This window comes from Rhizobium sp. R693 (assembly GCF_002211315.1).
Taxonomy (GTDB): domain Bacteria; phylum Pseudomonadota; class Alphaproteobacteria; order Rhizobiales; family Rhizobiaceae; genus Rhizobium.
The window spans coordinates 247,123-267,929 of record NZ_LOKY01000002.1 but is presented as its reverse complement, the minus strand read 5'-3'; the positions used below and the strand labels follow the sequence as shown (position 1 = coordinate 267,929).

The 20,807-nt window shown below is 58.4% G+C and carries 18 protein-coding genes; 5 read left to right on the top strand and 13 right to left on the bottom strand.

Annotated elements, in window-relative coordinates; genetic code table 11:
- Window positions 1–131: 131 nt before the first annotated feature.
- The gene (locus ATY79_RS04065) at window positions 132–1,040 is read left to right on the top strand and encodes a BRCT domain-containing protein (protein WP_088703122.1); all 909 of its coding nucleotides are present in this window, start codon (window positions 132–134) and stop codon (window positions 1,038–1,040) included.
- A gap of 41 nt (window positions 1,041–1,081) precedes the next feature.
- On the opposite strand, the gene ATY79_RS04060 is transcribed toward ATY79_RS04065, so the two are convergent.
- From ATY79_RS04060 to ATY79_RS04045, 4 genes are read right to left on the bottom strand one after another with little or no spacing between them, the layout of a single operon-like run.
- On the bottom strand, window positions 1,082–3,238 hold the full coding sequence (locus tag ATY79_RS04060) for a TniQ family protein (protein ID WP_189637955.1): 2,157 nt from the start codon (window positions 3,236–3,238) through the stop codon (window positions 1,082–1,084).
- Complete coding sequence (locus tag ATY79_RS04055) at window positions 3,238–4,206, bottom strand: ATP-binding protein (RefSeq protein WP_088703120.1); 969 nt, start codon at window positions 4,204–4,206, stop codon at window positions 3,238–3,240. The genes ATY79_RS04060 and ATY79_RS04055 overlap by 1 nt, the downstream gene beginning before the upstream one ends.
- A gap of 4 nt (window positions 4,207–4,210) precedes the next feature.
- Window positions 4,211–6,541 (bottom strand): hypothetical protein, encoded by a 2,331-nt coding sequence (locus ATY79_RS04050; protein WP_088703119.1) that lies wholly within the window; start codon window positions 6,539–6,541, stop codon window positions 4,211–4,213.
- Window positions 6,538–7,389, bottom strand: coding sequence for a hypothetical protein (locus tag ATY79_RS04045; RefSeq protein ID WP_088703118.1), 852 nt, complete (start codon window positions 7,387–7,389; stop codon window positions 6,538–6,540). Before ATY79_RS04045 ends, ATY79_RS04050 begins: the two co-directional genes overlap by 4 nt.
- 904 nt (window positions 7,390–8,293) lie before the next feature.
- On the opposite strand from ATY79_RS04045, the gene ATY79_RS04040 reads away from it, so the two are divergent.
- Window positions 8,294–9,049 (top strand): helix-turn-helix transcriptional regulator, encoded by a 756-nt coding sequence (locus ATY79_RS04040; RefSeq protein ID WP_088703117.1) that lies wholly within the window; start codon window positions 8,294–8,296, stop codon window positions 9,047–9,049.
- A 51-nt stretch (window positions 9,050–9,100) separates the two neighbouring features.
- On the opposite strand, the gene ATY79_RS04035 is transcribed toward ATY79_RS04040, so the two are convergent.
- The 5 genes from ATY79_RS04035 to ATY79_RS04015 all read right to left on the bottom strand — a co-directional run bounded on the left by ATY79_RS04035 (window position 9,101) and on the right by ATY79_RS04015 (window position 12,974).
- Complete coding sequence (locus tag ATY79_RS04035; protein WP_088703116.1) at window positions 9,101–9,430, bottom strand: nucleotidyltransferase domain-containing protein; 330 nt, start codon at window positions 9,428–9,430, stop codon at window positions 9,101–9,103.
- Complete coding sequence (locus ATY79_RS04030) at window positions 9,427–10,089, bottom strand: hypothetical protein (RefSeq protein ID WP_088703115.1); 663 nt, start codon at window positions 10,087–10,089, stop codon at window positions 9,427–9,429. The genes ATY79_RS04035 and ATY79_RS04030 overlap by 4 nt, the downstream gene beginning before the upstream one ends.
- A gap of 2 nt (window positions 10,090–10,091) precedes the next feature.
- The gene (locus ATY79_RS04025; RefSeq protein WP_141105691.1) at window positions 10,092–10,592 is read right to left on the bottom strand and encodes a hypothetical protein; all 501 of its coding nucleotides are present in this window, start codon (window positions 10,590–10,592) and stop codon (window positions 10,092–10,094) included.
- Window positions 10,593–10,921: 329 nt separating this feature from the next.
- Window positions 10,922–12,085 carry a Shedu immune nuclease family protein gene (locus ATY79_RS04020; protein WP_088703113.1) on the bottom strand — a complete coding sequence of 388 codons (1,164 nt, stop codon included), beginning with the start codon at window positions 12,083–12,085 and terminating at the stop codon, window positions 10,922–10,924.
- 19 nt (window positions 12,086–12,104) lie between these two features.
- On the bottom strand, window positions 12,105–12,974 hold the full coding sequence (locus tag ATY79_RS04015; protein ID WP_245312311.1) for a hypothetical protein: 870 nt from the start codon (window positions 12,972–12,974) through the stop codon (window positions 12,105–12,107).
- Window positions 12,975–13,419: 445 nt separating this feature from the next.
- On the opposite strand from ATY79_RS04015, the gene ATY79_RS04010 reads away from it, so the two are divergent.
- Both ATY79_RS04010 and ATY79_RS04005 read left to right on the top strand, forming a co-directional pair.
- On the top strand, window positions 13,420–14,037 hold the full coding sequence (locus tag ATY79_RS04010; protein WP_088703111.1) for a hypothetical protein: 618 nt from the start codon (window positions 13,420–13,422) through the stop codon (window positions 14,035–14,037).
- A gap of 49 nt (window positions 14,038–14,086) precedes the next feature.
- Complete coding sequence (locus tag ATY79_RS04005) at window positions 14,087–15,988, top strand: AAA family ATPase (protein ID WP_088703110.1); 1,902 nt, start codon at window positions 14,087–14,089, stop codon at window positions 15,986–15,988.
- Between the two features lie 102 nt (window positions 15,989–16,090).
- Here the strand turns inward: ATY79_RS04005 and ATY79_RS04000 are convergent, their stop codons facing one another.
- The 3 genes from ATY79_RS04000 to ATY79_RS03990 form a co-directional block, all read right to left on the bottom strand.
- Window positions 16,091–17,281 carry an MFS transporter gene (locus tag ATY79_RS04000; protein WP_245312310.1) on the bottom strand — a complete coding sequence of 397 codons (1,191 nt, stop codon included), beginning with the start codon at window positions 17,279–17,281 and terminating at the stop codon, window positions 16,091–16,093.
- Window positions 17,282–17,342: 61 nt separating this feature from the next.
- The gene (locus tag ATY79_RS03995; protein WP_088703108.1) at window positions 17,343–17,942 is read right to left on the bottom strand and encodes an NAD(P)-binding domain-containing protein; all 600 of its coding nucleotides are present in this window, start codon (window positions 17,940–17,942) and stop codon (window positions 17,343–17,345) included.
- A gap of 27 nt (window positions 17,943–17,969) precedes the next feature.
- On the bottom strand, window positions 17,970–18,722 hold the full coding sequence (locus ATY79_RS03990; RefSeq protein WP_088703107.1) for a 3-oxoacyl-ACP reductase family protein: 753 nt from the start codon (window positions 18,720–18,722) through the stop codon (window positions 17,970–17,972).
- A 111-nt stretch (window positions 18,723–18,833) separates the two neighbouring features.
- Between ATY79_RS03990 and ATY79_RS03985 the strand changes: the two genes are divergently transcribed.
- A complete protein-coding gene (locus ATY79_RS03985) occupies window positions 18,834–19,763 on the top strand; it encodes a LysR family transcriptional regulator (RefSeq protein ID WP_088703106.1) in 930 nt (309 codons plus the stop codon).
- Between the two features lie 79 nt (window positions 19,764–19,842).
- Here ATY79_RS03985 and ATY79_RS31255 read toward each other — a convergent pair whose 3' ends face one another.
- A complete protein-coding gene (locus tag ATY79_RS31255) occupies window positions 19,843–20,682 on the bottom strand; it encodes a hypothetical protein (RefSeq protein WP_245312309.1) in 840 nt (279 codons plus the stop codon).
- Window positions 20,683–20,807: the final 125 nt, after the last annotated feature.

Below are 20,807 nucleotides of genomic sequence, written 5' to 3'. Positions count from 1 at the left end.
GCAGGACACCCCGACAAACAGCCCAATCAGGGGGCGGCATCATCTCGGAACAAGGGGGCGGTTAATTCTCGGAATTGGGGGGCGGCATCATTTCGGAATGCGGGGGCGGCTTGCCTCGGAATCTGCACACGATGGTCGATACGAAGCATCCGCGGGAGAAGACGCTCGAGCATGAGGGGGCGGCGCTCGGTCGAATTCACGCAAGATCGAACAACAGAAAGGCGCTGGGCTATTGGCTGGGATTTCTGAAAGGGGTTCTGGCGAGCACGAAAGTCGAGACGACTGAGTACGAGCCGCTGCGAGTGGAGGCTGAGAACTTCCTCAATCTCCTTCACGACCCTGATGCTAGCGAGCTCATTGAAGACATCCGTATCTGGAAGGACGAACCGAACGAGATCTACGAAATCGTAGAGAACATTGTCGCCGTGCGCTCCCGGGACTTCGTCATCGAGAGTGAAAAGGACGAGATCAATGAACTCTACGGATTCTGCGCCGGCATCGCCTGCGACAATCGTGTAACACCCGAGGAAGTGGAGCGGCTGCTGTTGAGATTGGACAGCTATCCCAGGATTCAAGATGATCGGCGGGTGCGTAGCCTCAAAAGCGCTGCGCAGCGGTCGATCGCCGATGGAAGGATCACACCTGAAGAATCCGACGACATCTGCAACTGGATCACACATCTGGTCGGTGACAGCGCCACCGATACCGGGATCGCCACTTTCGGAAATGTCGGCGTCCTTGAAGGCGCACTTGAAGACCACAACGACATAATCTTCGACCGACGGATGTTCGTGTTGACCGGGAAGTTCACCCTTGGCCCCAGGAAGGCGATTCAAGGCATGATTTCCGACCGCGGGGGCGAATTCAAAAGCAGCGTCTGCAGAAATACCAACTATCTCTGCGTCGCAGCAGAAGCTTCACGCGATTGGCGGCATAGCCACGAAGGCTTGAAGATTATGCGGGCCATGGAACTTCGAGACGAAGGGCGCGGCCCCCAGTTGGTTCACGAGGGTACCCTGGCTCAGGCATTCGTCCGATAGCGACGCTGGGATGCACCTTCTCGTGGTGGTGGCGCTCGCACCTACCGGATCTCCTTCTTGAGAAGTAGCCAGTGATACTCCCCCAGTTCCTTGGCGAGTTTCGTCATTGTCTCCTTGTCATCGAGGAAGCAGGCTCCCAAAACTAGATCGCGGGGCGGCACCTCCTGGAATCGAAAGGTGGGCATCACCCTGTAGACTTCGGCCTTGTGTTCCTCGAACCATCGCCATTCGCGAGCGGCCCGAGGATTGAACTTCTTCCGGATCACGATCCGGTTTCCGACTGCCGCCGCCGTGAAGCGCGTGACGCGCGTCGAATTGAAAATCGTCTGCTCGGACCTCGTCAGGATCGCCGGAAGCAGGAATGCGGGGCAATGTTCGGCGGCGATCGAGGAGAATGTCTGCCACGTCGCCTGAACTGCCGTCGACACCTCCTCGATGCCCAACGCCTTCAGCAATACTGTACGCTCGACGACGTGATCGTGCATACCGTCGATGTCGGTGAAATGGCGAGGAACGTCGAGCTTAGCCAGTGCGTCGGCGATGTCGTTTCGGTCCGCACGCAACTCCTTCCTGTATTTCGATGCTTCGACATATCTCGCGAGGAAGGCTTTAACGGAATTCTCGGAAAGGAAGGACAACGACGAAGTGGTTCTCACGATCTTCAGAACGCCAGCGCGGGCAAGCGGTGCGATGGACTGGTGGCGGAGACCCAGAAGAGCCTTCGCGCGACCGAAGGTAACTTCGCCTTCCCGGGCGGTCGACCTTACCGCTGCGGCCGGAGGATCGTTGGCCATGCGCAAAGCGTTGAAGCCGATGCGATCCTTCCTGATCGCTGCCGGCTGCAATGCACCGGAGAGCACCATCTTCACCACTTTCCGCGGCGTGATGTCGTTCCAGCGTGCATAGTTCCAGATCGTGAGGCGCGTTCCCTTCTTTCGGCTGACGGGCAGGGTCGCAATCTTTTCCGCCAGCGCCCTGGCAGAGTCCGGATCGATTTTGAATTCCGAGGTCGCGGTCAGGCCGAGATAGCCTTCGAGGTAGCCGGATGTCACAAGGAAACGGATCATCTTCTTGCTGCATCCGAGCACCGCCGCGCACTCCTTGTGCGTAAGAAGGGCATCGATCGCCGATCGGATTTTCTCGACGTCGTCCCTGGAGTATTTCAGATCTGGAGATTCGAGACCTCGCTTCCGCAGGAATACGCGTGCCAGTTTGTATTGGATGCGCAGTTCCTTCTGAAGCGCCTGCGACGTGATGAATTTGAAATCGAATCCGCGTAGCTCGCGGAACTGGGTCACGCGGGCATGTCTGGCGAAAGCCTCCTTCTGTGCAAGGTCGATCCGCTTCCAACTTTTCTGAAGAAGGTTGACCCCTCTGCCTCCGCGGCGGATCCAGCCGAAGCCGTTCTCGATGCCGGATTTCAGGGCGTCCGCCGCATTTTCGACCAGCCAGGATTCGAATAGGGAGACGAGCTCCTGATGTGTTCCTCGGAGCGCTTCAAACCCCCGTTGATAGGGATGCTCGCATTGTGGCGCGTTCTCTTGCCACGGATGCAGGAAGAAACGACCGACAAGACCACACAATTCGATGACCTGGTAGAGATCGATGTCATCGAGAAGGGGCCGAGGCCGGCCGGAAACACACCCCAACCGCTGAAGCAGGTAGTGCTCGAACAGGTCGCTGCCGTCAACGATGGGCAACTTCGCGATCAGGGATTCGCCATCTGGTGCGTGCCCATAGTGCGGCCATGTCCATTTCAGGTGTCGACCTTCTCCGAAGGTCTCTTCGAGCGGGCAGCCGTGAATAGGGCAGATCCGGAATGGCACGATATCCCACCACACACGATGTGACTTCATCTCGCCGAGGCAACCGCGGCAGAACCTGCGGTGGACGGCGGAGATCTGCCCGATCCGAAACTTCTCGCCCGAGATGACGAAAAATCGGCCGATCCGTCGAGGAGTCCATCGCTCGAGCGACTCCTTCGATGCCGGTGATAGAGGCAGATTGATCACCTTGTCGGAAATCTCGGGAGAAAGGATCGAAGTCGTGGTGACCCCGATCGAGTTGGCATAGGCTCTGACGCTGGCCAGTCCCTCTTCCCCGACAAGTCTTCCGAAATAAGTATATCCCGGCTCTCCCATGGCAGGTTTCGTTCTCCATGACGAGAAGGAACGCTGAAGACGATTTGCTACTGTCATCATGCCGCTCCGAAATTGAAGAACGTTCTCTGATTTTCCTTCCAGGGACTGCGCATGCACGCATCGCGCAGGGTTTCAGGTCTGATGTATCGATGCCCTTCGTTGATGGCGGTCCAGCATGCACGTCTGATGACTACCATCACGCGGCCGAGATAGCCGTCGGAATAGGCGTACATCTCGTCGGCCATGTCCGGCTCGCCAAGGTTAGAAGTTTCGGCAAACGGAAGAAGGTCATCGATACCACCCATGAGAAGCTGGAAGCGTTCCCTGCCGTCCTCGGAGCCATCGAATTGACCGACAAATTCCTCGAAATAGTTTCGGCCACTCATTTCGGGGAGACTGAAGACCCATTTCCGAATCTTCGGCTCTCCGACGAGGACGACGGCGAACGACTTCGCTTCGATCAGTGACCTGATGAAGCTGTTGAACTTGGGAACCTCGTCCTTTCGCCGATCGAATAGCAGGTACTGGGCATCATCGATGATCACCAATTCGGTTCGATGCATGATGAGGCGATCCAACGCGTTTCGATTCCGGATATGCTGCGGCACCTTGGCTGCCTGTGCGCGGGATCCTGTCTGATAATAAATCTCGTCAGTCAGGGTTGACGGTGTCATGCCTGCTGTAGCGGCGATGTAGACCATCGGATAGACTTCCCCGTCCTCATCGACGGATGGGGCGTACTTGGCCATATAGGCCTCGCAGATCGCCGTCTTCCCGCCGCGCGGATCTCCATATAGCGCGCCAAAACTTCCTTTTCCGACGTCACCACCGTTGACGGGCCTGTGCGCGTCGGCCAACAATTTCCAGCCGGCATCGAACATTTCGTATCGATGAAGAAGATTGTTCACCATCCACTGTCGCTCGCTGTTCGGAAGCTTGCTCGCGGTCCATCGTGTTTCGGGTGTCAGGAACGGGGTTTCGTGAAATAGCTTGCGTGGTGCTGTGTTCATCGAATGCAGAGTCATGGTGTCAGGTCTCCTTCGGCTTGTTCTGATCGGAGTGTTTCTTCCTCAGCTCGGCAAGGCTGAGGCGACCGCCAGTTTTGGGGGCGGAGGCTGGTGGTGCAGGGTGGTGAGGCTGTACGTCGGGCCGTGGCAGAATGATTGGCGGTGCATTGACCGGGCCGGGCCTCGATGACGGTGGCTTCCGCAGAGCGCGGAGGCTGACCGGTTCCCTGACTTCGATGGTCGATGGCTCCGCAAGACTTGTCCGACCGCCGCTATCGACCCAGGTCAGGTCGACAACTTTCGCGCGCTCGATCTTCAGCCCTTGCTTCTCGATGTGACGGGCGATCTTTCTCGAGTTTTCGTCGCGCCTGGTTTTGATGTGAAAATCGATCTGCATATTCCGGAGCCGCTCATAGGCCTCCTGGAAGCTCAGGTCGCGCCCGTGCTCTTCGAGCTCCCGCTTCTTGAAGTCGCAGATCAATTGATGCTGGTAGGCGTTCAGGCCGTTGGCATAGGAAGCCAGAGCCGGATCGACAGGCACCCGGATGGGGTAGTTCCGTCGATGCGAGTCCATGAGCCAGATGTGGCCGACATCCCAGAAGGGGCGCGTGGCGACATATTGCGTGGATCGGTGAACGCGGCCTTTGTCGTCCCGTACACCCTTCTGGTGATTGGGATTGGCCGTGACCGTGAGAAGCTCGTCGGACTGATAGAGCAGATAGTCGAACTGGATCCCGTTGTCCTGGATGGTCACGTTTTTCTTATGGCCCGCAAGCCATTCGAACGCCTGAGGATCGACCAGCTTTCTTGGCGGCAAGGTACGGATATCGCGCTGCCAGATGACATCGGGAATCGATTTCATCGTGGGAATCTCACCGATGCCCTTCTTCGCCGTGCGGTTCACGCGCACAGCGAAGTGGATATCGAGAAGCGAGCGCAGCTCGACGATAGAGATCTCTGCCTGGATTTCTTGATCGGCGAAGTCGAGCCTCTTTCTCTTCTCAGGACGCGGCATGTGGCCGGGTGTCGACTGAAGAAGTCCGATATCCAGATCGTCGAACAGGTGTTCCAGCGCGCCCTTGTCCTCAGGAACCCGAGGCCTGTATTCGGTGATCTCGAAGCCCAGCATGGCCGAAGCGAACTGGATCTGCTCGCCCGTGAGATGCGCCGCCAGGTCGACCCCCACGCGTTTGGGCTTCCCGAACCATGGCCATGAAACGGATGAGTGGAGGTGATCCTTCGGAAACATCGCATGACGGAAGCCGTCGATAAAGGTTTCGAACGAAGGCGGAGAGAAGGAAATCGAGTAGCCGTAGACGATGCCGCAATATCGGTCGCGAAAGACCAGAATCTCGGGACGGCCGTAGGCGAGACCAGGAAGCAACGGGTCGTACGCCTTGATCGGCAGCGTCGAATAGTCGACATCGACCACATCGAGGATGCTCGACGGTCGCCAGGACAGCACGCTCCGGGAATGCTCACGGGCAGCATATTCCTCGCTGATGCGAAGGCGATCCTTGGTGTATCTGTCGAGGTCTGCGATGCCTTTCTTGAAGGATGACAGTCTCATCACCGGCTGGCCGGCGGCATCCAAGGCTAGATCTCTCGCCCAAGCGAATTCTGCGCCGTCCTTCACCAACTCCTTGACCCGGTTGCGGGCGTCCTCCGCCCCCATTTTCGCGGTCAACGCTTCGACGATGGCTTTGTCCTTGATGGCATAGAGAACGGCCGGAAATCGTGGTTCGGTGTTGCCTTTTGATTTGATCGGCGCGAACTTGACGATCCGGTTCAAGGCGGTGCCGTGCTTGTCGATCCGCATGATCTTGCAGATCCAACCCTTCGAAGGGGGCTTTTGCTCGCGCCGTCTCGCGGCGACCTCCGCTGCGATGCGTTCCTTGACATCGTCCGGCAATGTGTCGCTTCTGCGAAAATCCTTCTCTCTGTTCAGGGCATCGACATATTCGATGCGCCGCAGCGCTTCGGCGACTTCCTCGCTGGTGAGGCTGTGCACGCTGCCCGGCATATTGCGCATGTCGGGCCGTCGCCCGTCGATGGCGACGATCCGGTTCATGTTCTCGAGCTGGAGGATCTGATCCTCGTAGAGCAGAAGGCTGTCGGCTCCACCGACCTGCCTCAGTTCGGCGAAGCGTCTGCCTGTCACCTCGTCCTGCCAGCGGACGAACATGAAATCGCCAAAGGCACGGACCTTCTTATCGAAGATGTGGTACCGATCACCCTTGCGCATGTCGATGGGCTGGCCGACGTCCATCGACCTATCTGGTGGCGGCAATTCCAGTTCGCCCAGCGTCTGGACGGGTTTTCTGAAGCGGGAGTAATAGTCGGCGATGCTCACGGCGTTCCTCTCCCGTCCTCCCATTCCGGGGCCAGGAACGAGCGTGCGAAGTTGCGATCACGCCGCATGCCGGTGAATTCGGTTCGATGAATCACGCTCTCGATCGCAAAGGGCCGGGCCTCATCGACCCAAAGGTCGCCGGACGCGACAAGATCCATCACGACCTCGAACACGGGATTGATCTCGGTCAGGATGCTCGCCGTTTCGGGAGGCTCGTCCTCAAACCGCGTCGACATCGCGTTGAAGGTGCTGGCCTGCATGATCTGATGCACTGTCATCGGCAAAGGCATCCGGAGGATGTCTTCCCGGATACGTGCGAACTTTCGCAGACGTGCCTGGGGGCGAGCGAGTTCGCACATCTCCTTCACGTTGGTGAACAGCGGCTCGGGATAGATCTTGCGCTCGTCGTGGAGGATGTAGACGCTGCCGAACTTTTCGCGGTAGTGCTGGACTCTCGCGTCCGCACGGCCGCTTTCACCGGGGGTCGTGATGGTCTCCCAGTAGCGGCGAACGTCGATGAAGGTGATGCTGCCGTCGCGGTGGCCGAGCGCGAGGTCGGCGATATGGGATTCCGTACGGCGGCCGCGCCTCCCTTGCACCCAATAGAGCGTCTCCAAGGGATGATCCACGATAGAGACGACGTCGAAGTCGGTTTCGGCGAAATAGAGGAAATCATGGACGATGTTGTCGCGTGTGCGCAGAATGTGGATGCCGGAAGGCGCCTTCATCGTCGGGAACCAACCAGGGCGCTTCTTGTAGTCGTGCAAGGCTTCTGCATGAGGGCGCTTGCGTTCCGGATCGAACACGAAATCCCAAAGCGCGCGGCCGCGAAGATCGCTATCGGTCATGACATGGCTCTCCTGTCGCTCTGACGGTGCCAGAGACGTTGAAACAGATCAGTTGAAGGATTCATCGCCGTCGGGGTGGCCGTGGCGCGTCCGAGAACACACTCCAAAGTGGAAAGGTAAAGAAAATCTAAACGAAGTTCTGGCTCGGAAGGGCAGCGGCTCTCGAAGCGAATCCTTGGAAAAGATGTCCAAAAGACTCGAATGCGAATCTTATGTGCGCAACCTTTAGTTGCGCTCTTTGGGTGGGCGGTTTTTTGAATCCTGTGATCATGGATTCGATCTTGCCAAGGCCGGCAACCTGTCCGGGTGGTTCGGACACACGGTTATGACCCCGGCAGCGAATATCTCATGTCAACAATTATGATGGCGAGTCGATGCCGCCGAGATAGTTTTCAGGATTCGTGTTCCGCTAGTGGAGCCGCGCGGCGATTTCGGGCGTAACCTCGGTCAGGAAATGTATCCGGGGAGCGAATCACTCTGACGGACAGACCTCTCGGTGAACCCGATTAATGATGTCGTATTCGTATCCGCATCATGCGTTTTCTCCGCTCCAGAAGCCCCCAGGGCACGCCTGGATAACAAAGCGATGGGGGATATGTTCACATTTCGTTCCAGACGTCAACATCTGCGGTTTTATTTTGTTTTTGATGCCGGTGATAGTTGTGTAGCTCTCTGGAAAGCGGGCTCGTCGACACGAGGAAGACCGGGATCTACGAGTGCGGCGGCGACGACGAGGATGCCTGGACATCGACTGGTCGAACGCGACACTCACGCCGGGCCGATGGATCGTCGACACCCGTCGCTTTGTTGATTGGGGGCGCATCCCGTCGTACTGAAGGATTTTCCGGACTCTTTTGCGCGAAGCAGTTCGGGCATCTTCTCTACAGCAAAAGGAGACATGCCCATGAATGTTCAGGAATTGCTTCACAAGATCACCCAGTCTGCGGACAAGCGCGTCGACGTCCCGACCGCTCCGCCCATCGAGCTGGTTGCGCTCATCGTGAGGTGGGCGCGGGATCTTCGCCAGTGGAAGGCCTCGACGCTCGCCGACTTCGCCACCGTCTCAATCTCGACTGTCGAGCGCGTAGAGCGGGGAGAACGCGTCGGCGAAGAGGCGCTCGACCGGATCGCACTGGCGCTCGGCTACGAGAAGGGAGCCTTCCACGAGCCGAGGCTGCCAATCGGCCCCGAAGCCGTCGCCGAGCAGATGGTCGAAACCTATGCGCATCTCGAAGCTGTCGACGTGGTTCCGATGAAGACGCAGCGGGCCGTTCGGGAAGTCGCCCAATGCCAGGCATTCCTCGTTCACAGCCCCGGCGTTCCAGACACCTATGACCAGGACATTGCCGCCCTCACGGAGTGGCTGGACTTCGCATCGTTCGTGCTGTCCGACGACATCGAGATCGAAGGCGGTGGGGACATCCCAAGGCGCCGACTCTACAACGATATCCTTGCTTGCGTGATGGAGCTAGAGCGGCGCGGCCTCACCGTCCTGAGCGGGGTGATGTCTGCCCCGCAGCCTGGGTTGCCTGGCTGGAACGTCGCGGTGCTGTCGATCACGCCAAAGTTGACCGATCCGGGAGCCGCAAAGCGAAAGCAGGTGTTCGTCGATAGGCGGCATGTGGCGATGCCGAGCCTCGGCTTCAGGGCTGTCGGCTAAAGCTTGGAGAGCCCCGAGAATTCCGAAATGCGCCTATCTAGGCGCATTCATCTAGGGAATATGGCTGGTTACGACGCTGGTTGGAAAGAGCGGGTGGCAGGATTGCGCTTGCACGAAATCACATTCAGCCTCCTCAGCGGGACTCATCACAAGGAGGTCGATGGGCCACGTGCTACATACGTCGTGCATCTCATCGAATATGCGCATTTGTTCTTCGTGAGTGTCGGCCACTGCCAGAACGTCGAAATCCGGACAGGCTTTTGGATGAGTAACGGCTGATCCGAAAAGATAGAACTTGCTGTTTGGAATAAGTTTGCCCACGCGTTCGACCTCGCGCTTGAGGTCGTTCAGAGGGGCAAGGGCAAGTTCGTCGTTCGTCATGGTTGATTTAGCCTTCGGAAAAGATCACCCAATTTTAGGATGCTAACTTCCAAAGTCTTGCCGGCAGCCACGCCGTCCGCAAGTACTTTTCCATTCGGGTTTGTGTGGTGCACGATATCGAATGGGCCGTGCAACTTCGCCGCGTCCCAGATATTAGGGCCGCTGAGCTCGTATTCGTTTAACAGAACAACACGCTTGGGCGGGTAGTTCTTTCGATGCAGCAGGTACAGCCGATCAGTCAGGCGATCGAGCCGCTCAAGGTTTCGGTGGGTGGAAATTCTTTCTTCGAAAAATCGAAATTCGTCTCGGACGTATTCACTCACCTCGTCCCAATTGCACGCTGCCATGATGTCCTTGATCCCGCCGAACGAACGTCCGTGCTGTTGGACGAGTTGAATGGCCTCGCCGCTCCATCTCGATCTTGCAGGCACATTGACAACCATTTCGACACGCTCGACCAAGGATTCAACGTGAATTGGCTTCACGTCATATTCGCTGATGATCCCCGCGGTGAATGCAAATCGGTCCTCTCGTTCAACTCGAAGAATGTTTGGGCCCAAAACTTCATACGCACTGGCCGGCGGAGAATCGCCATAGTTTCTCGTTTCGCGCAAACGCTGGCCAACCCACTCGGTAGTCTCAATCGGACGCCTTGCCATTTCTATCTCATCAACTCGGGGACATTATCGGGAAATCGCCGTGCTGGGCCGTCGACCGTGGAGGTGTAGTGCTTCGCCTCAAGATCATGAATGTGCTGCCGGAAAAGCTCGATTGTCGCGAGTTCCTCGTCCTGTGCTAGTGCACGGTTCACATCGAGCAACGCGAGGATCTTTCGGTTATTGGGAATAATCCGTTCGCGCATGTTTCGCTGCCAGACGAGCGCGACGCCGCTTTCCGGATCATGGCTGTAGTCGAGGTCCGGATTATACTCTCGATGGATTGCCGCGTTCTCCGTGAGCAATGGAACAATCAGATTTCGAACCTCTTGGCGGGTTTCGCAAATCCTTGCGCCGAACAGTCCGTTCACGCGGTTGCCATGACCCCGCTTCCACGCGAGGATCTCATCTTCCGGATGGTCTTCCGGAGCCTTGTCGATGATCGTGTGGCAGGTCGGGCAAAGCAATATAAGATTGTCAAACTGCCCCCGTTCGTCTCGGCTCAACTTACCCGGAGGGCGCGGCCCGGCGGCGCTGGCCGCGAAAACGTGTGCGATCTCTCCGATATGAATCCTTTTCGAACCCGTCGTTAGAAAAAGAGACTTGTTGCAGCCAGGGTTTTGACAGAAGCCACCAGAGGCGGCGAAAAGCTCATATCTTGTACTTTGGTCTGGGGAGGCTTTGCCGCGGGGACAACCCATTTGAAAACTCCGAATCCTATCGTCACCTGATAGCTTCCGACTGGGCTTATTGTCTACCGAGGTCTCTGCATGGTTGCAGGAGTTGAGCCGCTAATATCTCGTCGACTTGCCGCACGGCCGGCTTCCCCAAGGTTTCATTTACTGCGGGTGATGAATCTTGCGCGTTCGAGCAGTTCGTCGAACGTAACGATATCGATACTCCGCGTTTCCCGTCGGAATAATTCGAAGGTGTCGCGCATGATCCTGGTATCCCTCGCATTCCCCGCTCTTGCAAACTCGTCACGGGATCCGATCACAAGGATCGTCCGAGCATTTCGGGTTCGCGCCTCCAGCAACGAGGTGCCGCTTTTGTCGAAATGCTCGCCGCTTTGGGCAAACGCGAGCCACTCCGCCTTCTGTTCGACCGCCTGCGAGATGGAGCTCATGAACTCGGGGCTGAATTCCCATGTTCCGGCTCGTCCGCCACGCGAGGCCCTGAAGATTGCGGTGTCCGGCCGCTTTATCTCGACGAGAACGGTATAGTCCGTGAACGTCATGAGGAAATCGACAACGGGCTTGTTGCGGTTGTCGATTCCACCAGCGCCGACAGTCATCTCACGTCCGAACTGACGCATCACGCGGTAGTCGAGACCATAACCGAACACCCAGCTCTCGCGTTCGAAAAAGTCCTGCCATTCGGTCTCCGTCCATGCATCCGAGCGGATCTGAACCTCGAACTCCTCCAGTCCCTGCTTGCGCCCGAGGAGGATGTTGACGTCTTCGGCTGTCAGAGAGGATGCAAGGTTGGACATCAGTCCTGAACGCTCGGCTGCGGTCATCTTCCGTATGCGCTCGATCAAGGCACGGTCGGAAGCATCTATGATGGCTTTCGGACCGGTGCCCGTGGAGATGTCCTCGATCTGGAAGTTGTCCTGATTGGAGAGGTCAATGAACTTCATATGCGCCAGGAAACCGAGAAGGCGCTGGAACTCGTCGCCGCGGAAGGTAAATTCGTCCTTCTCCAGACTTTCGCCCCACTCTCCCTTGCGGGTCTTGAACGTCTGCAGCGAAAGACGCCGGACGCTTTTCTCATCCTGCGTCACCAGGGCTGTCACTTGAGTCTTGCGGGTGTTGCCGGACACCCGGAGAGCGATCGCCCCCTCGACTTCGCCTAGGAGAACCTGATCGTTTCCCTCCATGACGATACGGACGTATCTCTGGGGTTCGGGGCTGTTCCCACCGAATGAGAAGACTTTCGAGATGAACGTTTTTGTGCCCTTCCGGAGACGGAAGAACTCGTACTCGCTTTCATCGCTCATCTGGCATCCTTTAGAACCTTCAGAAAACCATCCACGGAAGGATGACCGCTGCGGGCTGCCCCTGGTGGCGGAGATAGATGATTTGCTCCAAGGGTGTTCTCGCCTTCATCATGCGGCGGATACCCAACAAGGTCATGTCCCTGGTGATCGAGAAGGACTTGTAGTCGGCAATAGCCTTGGCCGACATGAGGTACTTCATCTTGTGATGATTAGGGGAGGCCTTGTAGTCGGCAGCGCGGTGAGACGAAAGCCAATACAAAAGCTCGAAGCACCGATTGTAGGTGAGATTCATCCTGTCCAGTGACTGAGCCACATTGACAGGACGGTTCCTCACTTGCGCCGGCCGATAGCGATGTCGCCATCTTCGCTCTTCCAGTAGGACACCGAACGTCCATATAGGCTCATGGTGAGCGATGCGGTTTCGCATGTCCCAGGCCGTTTCGAGGCGGCTGTAGAGCTTGTCCTGATTGGCCTGCTTCGCCCAGTGGGCTGCAGAACCATTGCGGTAATTGGGGAGGAGATCAGTCAGAACCTCGTTGAGCGGAACCGGCGAACCGTCGCGTGCGTGAGTGACATCGAGCAAATGCTTCCAAAACCCGAAAGATAGCCCTGAAATGATGTCCCCGGGGTTGGGAGCAAAGCGCCGCCATCTGTAATGCCCCCTGATCTCGTCGATCTTCTCTACGGATCTCGGGGAAAGGTCGAGATAGTCGTACCAGTGAGTGTTCGGTCCTCCAGCCGGAGGTCCGTACCGCTTGCTCAGCTCTCGGTGGAAGCCGTTTCGGAGAGTGATTTCGACCGTGGCTAGGAGCGTACTGAAGCCGTTCGCAACGCTTTCGTTCCAGCAGTAGATGCCGTATAGCTCGAGATCATTCGCGGGAGCGAACATACTCCTGTACGTGGAGAGCCGCGAGAGCGATATCGCCTCCAACGTCTCTGCGATATTAAGGGGTTGCATTTCGCTGAAGCCACCTATATTTTCAAAATCGTAAGCACTCGGATCCAACTGTGGGATGCTCATTTACGCGACGAGCGCTCAGAGCCGGGATGTATGAATTAGTTGAAAGGGTTTCCGAAAGGGAACCCTTTCTTCGTTTGGCCATGCCTTTCAGCTCAGCTTCCACGACTTGCAGTCAGCAATCTAACCTCTAGCACTTAACTATATATAACTGATTCAATAACTCCACCTTCAGTTGGTCCTTGACGCCCTCTTTGGTGTTCTTTATTCGTTCTCACCCATGATCACCTTCGCGCGCATCTCGTTCCGAATACGCTGACGCACTCCGGGCATGCCCGGTGCCGCCCAGTTCTGCGTTTCGTTTTCGAGGGATGCCATGAAGAGTGTCTCGAATGACCGGAGGGACGATGCTGTCCCGCACAAGGTCACGCTTTCGCCCACCTATACGCCGTTGGCGACCATCAAGTGCGATGGACCCGCTCTGTTCCGATCCCAGCAGGCGAGGGATTTCGCGTGCCTGCTTGATCTCGATCCCGATGTCGCGCGATGGAGTGCGGCGCCGCCGCTCCTACGTTACGGTGACGACGAATATCAGGTCGATTTCCTCGTGCTGACTACGGAAGGCGGATCCTTCCTGATCGACGTCGCGCAGGAGGAGCCGTCGCCGCCGATTTGGCTATCCGGCGCGATCGAATCCATGGGGCACCGATACCGCCCCGTGGCGATGATCGACTTCGCCGATAGCTTCCGCCTCCGGAACGCGAAGGATCTTCTCCGTTACGGCTTCTATCGAGCGCCGCTCGGCGACAGGATTCGCCTTCTGGCCGGTCTCGAGGAAATGGGATCGCTCACCATCGCGGAATGCCTCTCGGCGATCCGGGAAGGACGACCAATGCCGACACTGGCCTCGCTCATCCTCCAAGGATTCGTGGAGATCGATCTGGATGATGCCCTGATCAGCCCGGAAACGCAGGTGCGCCGGATACGGGGATGACGTGACGCAATCAAGCGCCAGCAGCCATCTCTAATCCGGGAACACATCAATGAAGAACATCTCTCGCGATGGGCACGATTTCTCGCTGCCCGAATTCCTCGCATACGCGTCCCTCAGTGGCGCCATCCGACCGTTCAAGCGTGCCACCCGCTACGCCATCGGACTAATCATTCCCGACTGGGACCGCAGGGTCACCTACATGCGGGCAGCGCTCGTGGTTATCGACCGGGAACTTGATTTCCGCTTCCGGGATCAGGTCAAGGCGTTCGATGACGAAAAGGCGGAATCCTCAACCGACTCCGTGCTGGACATGCTGCAGAACACGAAGACGATCATCCTCTTCAAGTCGGCAGAAGCCGTCCCATCGGATCTCCGGCATGCTCTCGATGCAATCGTCTACGTTCCGCCTCCCGATGGTCGCCTGGTGCGTGGCGTGGTTCGGTGGGCATACGGTATCGGGATCACCGAGCAGCAGGCGGATTCCCTCGGGAAGTCCAACTGGAAACGCCTGAAGCTCGCTATGACACGCGGTCGGCCAATCTCACGCGTGTTCGCCGTCCTTGAAAAGATGGCTCAGGAGGAGCCGCCGGCACCAAAGCAGGCAAAGGATCCCGAAGCGCTCTCCGAGGTCCGTCTCGAAGACATGGCGGGCTATGGCGAAGCCAAGGAGTGGGGCCTCGATCTTGCGCGCGACGTAGCTGACTGGCGCGCCGGGACGATTTCGTGGGAGGACGTCGACAAGGGTGTGCTGCTGTCGGGTCCGCCGGGAACAGGCAAGACGATGTTCGCCCGCGCGCTCGCCGCGACCTGCCACGTCAAGCTGATCGCCACCTCGTACGCCAAGTGGCAGGCGAAGGGGTATCTCAACGACTTCCTGAAGGCCATGCAGAGGAGCTTCAAGGAGGCCAAGGAGGCGGCCCCGGCAATCCTGTTCATCGACGAGCTCGATGCTTTCGGCTCACGCGATGGCGCCGCTGGCAGCAACGCATCATACGACATCAAGGCGATCAACGGTCTCCTGGAAGAACTCGATGGTATTGAGGGCAGGGAGGGTGTGATCGTCGTCGCTGCCTGCAATCATCCAGGGATGGTCGACGCCGCCATTCTGCGAGCGGGACGGCTCGATCGACATGTCGTAATCTCGCTACCGGACGAGCATGCCCGCGAGGCCATCTTCAGGATGCACCTCCAGGACAGCCTGGCCGCCGACGATCACCGCGATTTCGCGGCGGCCACCGCCGGAGTTTCCGGAGCTGAGATCGAGAAGATCGTCCGCAACGCGCGCAGGTCGGCAAGGCGGCGGCGCGGGCCGATCACCAAGGGGGATGTGATCCTTCATCTGCCTTTCATGACGGACATTCCTCCGAACATCTTGAAGGCGAATGCGGTCCACGAAATCGGACATGCAGTCGTCGGCGCCGTCCTCGGCATGGATCTCGTGAAAGTTGCCATCACCGGCCGGATCAGGGTCGATGACAGCGTGCAGTCCCTGGGGCAGGCGCGCTTCAAGCGTGGCACATGGATTCGCAGGACGAAGGAGCACTATCTTGATCTGATTGCCATGACGATGGCCGGCATGGCTGCGGAGGAGGTGTTCCTGGGTGGCCACGATGACGGTGTCGCAGGCAACGATGGATCCGATCTCTTCGAGGCCACGAAGACGGCGATCGCCTTGGAGCGATCATATGGCATGGGCGAGAAGCTTGCCTCCTATGGCGATCTCAGTCGGCGCCGTATCGAGGAGGTCGGCCATCTCGATCCGATGCTGATCGAACGGGTCGACCGCACATTGCAGGAGCAGCTTGATCGCTCGAAAGGGATCCTCCAGCGGCACTGGAAGGCTTGCTTGATCCTCACCGATCAACTGGTCTCGCGTCTGGAGTTGCCGGGCAAAGAGGTCTTGGACGTGCTGGGCGAGCAAGGAAAGCCGTCTCAACGAGTGGCCATGTGACCCTTGTGCCACGGCTGTTGCGCTCAGTCCCCCTCAGCGAAGCAGCGAATCTTTCAGATATCGCCCACTGCTGCCGGTGTTATGAGGGGGACATAAGACGCTCTAACGTCTTCCGGTGGACGCGACGACTATTAGAGTGGTCGCTAAGGCCGCACCACCACCAATCAATAGAGCGCTAGCGACGCCAAAATGATCGACGGCGAGACCGCCAACCAAGGCGCCCGCTCCGATGGCTAGTTGCGCAGTCGAAACAAACAGCGCCGCCACGCTTTCAAGCTTGTCAGGGGCCGAGGTGAACATAAAGGTCTGCATGGCGATCGGAAGCATTCCAAAGCCGAAGCCCCAAGCGAGCGTCCAGATCGTTGCGGCCACGGCGCTGTTCCCGGTTCCTGCAAGGCCGAATGCGGACAAGCTGATCAACGCAGCGGTTCCGGACAAAGCGAGATTTAATTGCTTGCCGACTGCCCAGCCGCCGAAGAGATTCCCGATAAACCCAGCAACCCCGTATCCAAGAAGGAGCGCGCTGAGCCCGGCGGCGTCGATGTGCGCGACCTGGTTGAGAAAAGGTGTGATGTAGGTGTAGGCGGCGAATTGCCCGATGAATATCAGGACAGCGGCAAGCAGGCCTACTTGCGTCTTTCGGTTTCGAAGGACCGCGGGGATTTGAGCCAACCCGGATGACTGCTGTGGCTTGATCGAGGGCAAGAGCAACAGGAGCGCAGCAACGACGAAAATGGCGACTCCAGATGCCAATCCGAATGAAAGACGCCATCCGAGCAGATTCCCGACGAGCGCGCCCGCCGGCACCCCGGCGACCGTTCCCAGCGAAACACCGGAATAGATCAGAGATGTCGCGCGTCCGCCCTCCGCTCCGGGTCGAAGGCGCGGACCAAGCGATCCCCCGATCGTCCAGAAGCCACCGACCCCGATCCCCAGCAGAACGCGACCGAACATCAACGCCTGGAAACTGGCCGCCGTCGCAACAATCGCATTTGACAGCACGAGCAGACCCAAAAGAAGGACCAGCACGTGCTTGCGGTCGAACCGACCCGCAAGGCCTATGGTGAGAGGGGCGGCGATGGCGGCGAGGACGCCCGGCGTCGTGACCATCAGGCCAGCCTGCCCTTCGCTGATTCCAATCTCTGCGGCGATCTGCGGCAGCAGCCCCACGGGGAGGAATTCCGTGGTGACGAGAGCGAATGCGCCAACCCCGACGCTGGCGACGGCGGCCCAGGACGCAAGTGGCGCATGCGCGCGAGTCTGCGCATAGCTCGATGAAACGGGCATATCCATTTGAAGATTCCTCATTAGTGAGAGCCTTCGGCCGGAGGCATGAGCGTCCGGCCGAAGTTCGTCATCCAAATTTCACGAGGTTGAGTGCGGGGAGCGGACCGCCCGGGAACTGCACGAGCTTTCCACCGATCGAGATCGGACCGAGATCGATCCCCGCGAAACCCAGCTTGGCGATCAGTGTGCCAACTTCGGCCTTCGACCTCGCGTCGTCTCCCGAGTAGAAGAGGACGCGGCTTCCGCCCTCAGCACGCGGATCGCCAGAGAGCAGATGCGGAGGAAGATGGTTGAACCCCTTTACGACGCGAGCGCCTGGCACCAGGTCAACGAACACTTCCGTCGACAGTCGGCCATTGAGTTCCGCCGGCTGAAAGAGCGGGCGCTCGATCGGGTTGTTGGCGTCGATGACGATGCGCCCGGCCCAATCAGGAAGACCCGCCAAGGCCTTTGGCAACTTCGACCACGGCACGGCGACTAGCACGAGATCGGCCTGGGCCGCGTCCTCGATAGTGCCTGCCGTGATGTGTGGTGTCAGTTCGCGTGCAAAGTCCCGAAGCGAGTCCGGACCGCGGCTGTTCGCGATCGTTGCGGCGATGCCGTTTCGAGCAAGCGCGCGGGCGAATGCGGAGCCGATCTCCCCGGCTCCAATGATGCCGATAGACATTTGGTGGTCTCCAGGTTGGATTGCTGATCAGGCGGTGAAGCCGCCATCGGCCACGATGTCAGCGCCGGTTACGAAGGCAGCCTCCGGGCTGGCGAGATAGGCCACGACACTGGCGACCTCGTAGTCCTTGCCGTAGCGGCCGATTGCCATGCCGGGGCCGACGATCTTCGAGACGGGACCTCCATCGGGATTCATGTCGGTGTCGGTCGGGCCAGGGTGGACGGTGTTCACGGTGATGCCCTTGGGGCCGAGGTCTCGTACGAGGCTGCGGTTGAAGCCGGCGACGGCTCCCTTCGTCAGCGTGTAGAGAGAGGCAGTCGGAAAGGCTGCATAGCGGACCATGGAAGAGCCGATGTGAATGATCCGGCCGCCCGACTTCATACGGCGTGCAGCCTCCTGCGTGCCGACGAACACACCGGTCACGTTCACTGCGATCATGCGCTCGTAGTCTTCGAACTTGATGTCCTCGATCGGACCACCAAGTGCGATGCCGGCATTGTTGACGAGGATGTCGAGGGAGCCGAACGCTTCCTCCGTCCTGGATACCGCGGCCCGTACGGATTCAGGGTTCCCGGAGTCGGCATGGATGGCGATGGCGCGTCCGCCTGCGTTTTCGATTTCCTTCACGACTGCGGCTGCCTTTTCAGGCGAGGCGCTGTAGGTGATGGCGACGGCGGCTCCATCGGCCGCGAGGCGCTTTGCGATGGCTGCGCCGATAGAACGGGAGCCGCCCGTGACGAGAGCGGTCTTGCCGGACAGTTTCAGAGAGATGTTGGTCATTGCGATCACTCCATTGCTTGGTTTCGATGGAGTGAATATCGCCTTCTTATTCCTCTATGATTAGAGACAATTGACTGTTATTAATTTCAAGCAAGCCTTGAAAGATGCCTCATGGAAACACTGGCAAATCTGGAGTCCTTCGTTCGCAGCGCGGAGCTCGGCAGCTTCTCTTCCGCAGCCCGCAGGCTGGGACTGACGCCAGCGGCGGTCAGCAGGAACGTCGCCGCTCTGGAATCCAACCTGAAGCTTCGGCTCTTCCAGCGCAGCACACGGAGTCTGGCACTGACGGAGGCGGGCGAGCGCTTCCTCCATTCGGTCCGTGATCACCTGGAGAGCCTTCAAGGTGCGATTGCCGAGGCTTCCAATGAACAGACCGAACCTGCAGGCGTGCTGAGACTCAGCATGAGCCCTACATTTGGAATTGAGTACATTCTCCCCAAACTGCCCGAGTTCATGAGCCGATACCCGCTGATCAGGCCGGAATGGATGTTCGAGAATCGCCAGGTTGACCTGATCGCCGAGGGATACGACGCGGCGATCGGTGGCGGATTCGAGCTGACGCCGGGCATCATCGCAAAAACCCTTGCCTCGGCCCACATCATCGCGGTTACCTCGCCATCGTACATGCGGACCCGCGTTCCGCCTCACGACCCAGAGGGCCTGACCGAGCTGGATGGGATCGTCATGCGTTCATTGCGGACAGGTCGAATTCGACAATGGCAGATGCGAAACGTCGCAGGTGAAGAGCAGTCGGCGGCGCTGAAGGAAAGGATCGTCGTCAACGACCCGGCCGCAATGCGATCCGCCGCGGTTCTGGGACTTGGTGTCGCCCTGATCGCAAAGCCTGACGCACTGCCTTATCTCGAGAACGGCGAGCTTATACGGCTGATTCCTGCATGGTACGCAGACGCTGGTCCGATTTCGATCTACTATGCTAACCGGACCTTGCTACCCGCAAAAACTCGCGTATTTGTTGATTTCATAAGCGAGGCTTTTCAACGTGAAAGGTGGCCAGAACGGTTCGCAGGTACGTTGGGATAATGTCCGCTGTCGCTCTTCGGCGATGAGGTTCGACGATTTGCCGCTAAGTCTTCGAACTCTGTGCACTGACCGCTTCGGTTCAGATCGGGCTGAACTCGACGTACTCGCACTGCAGATAGTCCGATCTCGTCTTCTTCCAGTCGTAGACATATTCGCGCTGATCGACTGCCGAGCAACTCAACCCAGGCAACACTTTGCCCGACGGATTGGTGGCGGCTTTCCGGGCAATGTACCGCCAGAACAGGCCGGAGGTGTCGGACTGGTCCTTCTCGAAGCGCGAAAGCTGGACTACGCCACATGCACCTTCGGGGTGCGATGACACCACCCACGCACCGCCATTGCCGAAGTCGGAGACCCAGACGAATTCCTGCGCGAACGGATTCGAACTGACCTGGCAAGTTCGAAGATTCTTGTCGTGGTCGGCCTTTGTGATCTTCAGGAAATTCTCCTCAGTCGGATGATCGCACATGCCTGCGAGAGCGCGGAAGGTGTCGAGCACGCTGGGGTTCGCCTTGGCGTCCTCCTGCAGACGGATCATGCCTTCTTTGAACTTCGCAGCATCCGTGGCGATTCCGGGATTGCGGGCGAGGGCGGCATCAATGGAAATCTGACCGGTGGCCATGCCAAGCCACGCCCCCACCATGTTGCATTCCCTGGGGTCGGAGAACTCCTTCACAGCCCCGGGGTAGTTCTTGCGGGCTTCAGCGAGCTTCTCTTCCAGATCGGCTGGCTTCGACTTCTTGCGAACGGCTGTCTGGATGAATTCGCACCGGAGCCGCTGCTGACCCTGCTGAAGCGTGCAAGTGTAGGTCAGCGAGGAATCTTCCTGCTGGTTATAGAGCATGCCAGTGGTGGGGTATTCGGCGGCGAGCACGGTGGACGCAGCTAGGCCGAACAGGCAGGCGAGCAGTGATCTCATGAGAAGTCCTCCGGGCGCATGTTTGCAGCGACCCAGAGGAGATTGCAATGGTCATGCCTTCGGCAATTTCCGCGGATTCCTGAAATGAAGATACAGGCACCGCAAAGCCTCCGCAGCAACGGTGA

Excerpts from the sequence above, each read along its gene's own strand:
- ATY79_RS04045 (WP_088703118.1), bottom strand. The coding sequence starts at position 7,389 with ATGACCGATAGCGATCTTCGCGGCCGCGCGCTTTGGGATTTCGTGTTC.
- ATY79_RS04020 (WP_088703113.1), bottom strand. The coding sequence starts at position 12,085 with ATGAGCGATGAAAGCGAGTACGAGTTCTTCCGTCTCCGGAAGGGCACA.
- ATY79_RS03990 (WP_088703107.1), bottom strand. The coding sequence starts at position 18,722 with ATGACCAACATCTCTCTGAAACTGTCCGGCAAGACCGCTCTCGTCACG.
- ATY79_RS04040 (WP_088703117.1), top strand. The coding sequence starts at position 8,294 with ATGAATGTTCAGGAATTGCTTCACAAGATCACCCAGTCTGCGGACAAG.
- ATY79_RS04010 (WP_088703111.1), top strand. The coding sequence starts at position 13,420 with ATGAAGAGTGTCTCGAATGACCGGAGGGACGATGCTGTCCCGCACAAG.
- ATY79_RS04000 (WP_245312310.1), bottom strand. The coding sequence starts at position 17,281 with ATGGATATGCCCGTTTCATCGAGCTATGCGCAGACTCGCGCGCATGCG.
- ATY79_RS04015 (WP_245312311.1), bottom strand. The coding sequence starts at position 12,974 with ATGTTCGCTCCCGCGAATGATCTCGAGCTATACGGCATCTACTGCTGG.
- ATY79_RS04065 (WP_088703122.1), top strand. The coding sequence starts at position 132 with ATGGTCGATACGAAGCATCCGCGGGAGAAGACGCTCGAGCATGAGGGG.
- ATY79_RS04035 (WP_088703116.1), bottom strand. The coding sequence starts at position 9,430 with ATGACGAACGACGAACTTGCCCTTGCCCCTCTGAACGACCTCAAGCGC.
- ATY79_RS03985 (WP_088703106.1), top strand. The coding sequence starts at position 18,834 with ATGGAAACACTGGCAAATCTGGAGTCCTTCGTTCGCAGCGCGGAGCTC.
- ATY79_RS04060 (WP_189637955.1), bottom strand. The coding sequence starts at position 3,238 with ATGACAGTAGCAAATCGTCTTCAGCGTTCCTTCTCGTCATGGAGAACG.
- ATY79_RS04005 (WP_088703110.1), top strand. The coding sequence starts at position 14,087 with ATGAAGAACATCTCTCGCGATGGGCACGATTTCTCGCTGCCCGAATTC.
- ATY79_RS03995 (WP_088703108.1), bottom strand. The coding sequence starts at position 17,942 with ATGTCTATCGGCATCATTGGAGCCGGGGAGATCGGCTCCGCATTCGCC.
- ATY79_RS04055 (WP_088703120.1), bottom strand. The coding sequence starts at position 4,206 with ATGACTCTGCATTCGATGAACACAGCACCACGCAAGCTATTTCACGAA.
- ATY79_RS04030 (WP_088703115.1), bottom strand. The coding sequence starts at position 10,089 with ATGGCAAGGCGTCCGATTGAGACTACCGAGTGGGTTGGCCAGCGTTTG.
- ATY79_RS31255 (WP_245312309.1), bottom strand. The coding sequence starts at position 20,682 with ATGAGATCACTGCTCGCCTGCCTGTTCGGCCTAGCTGCGTCCACCGTG.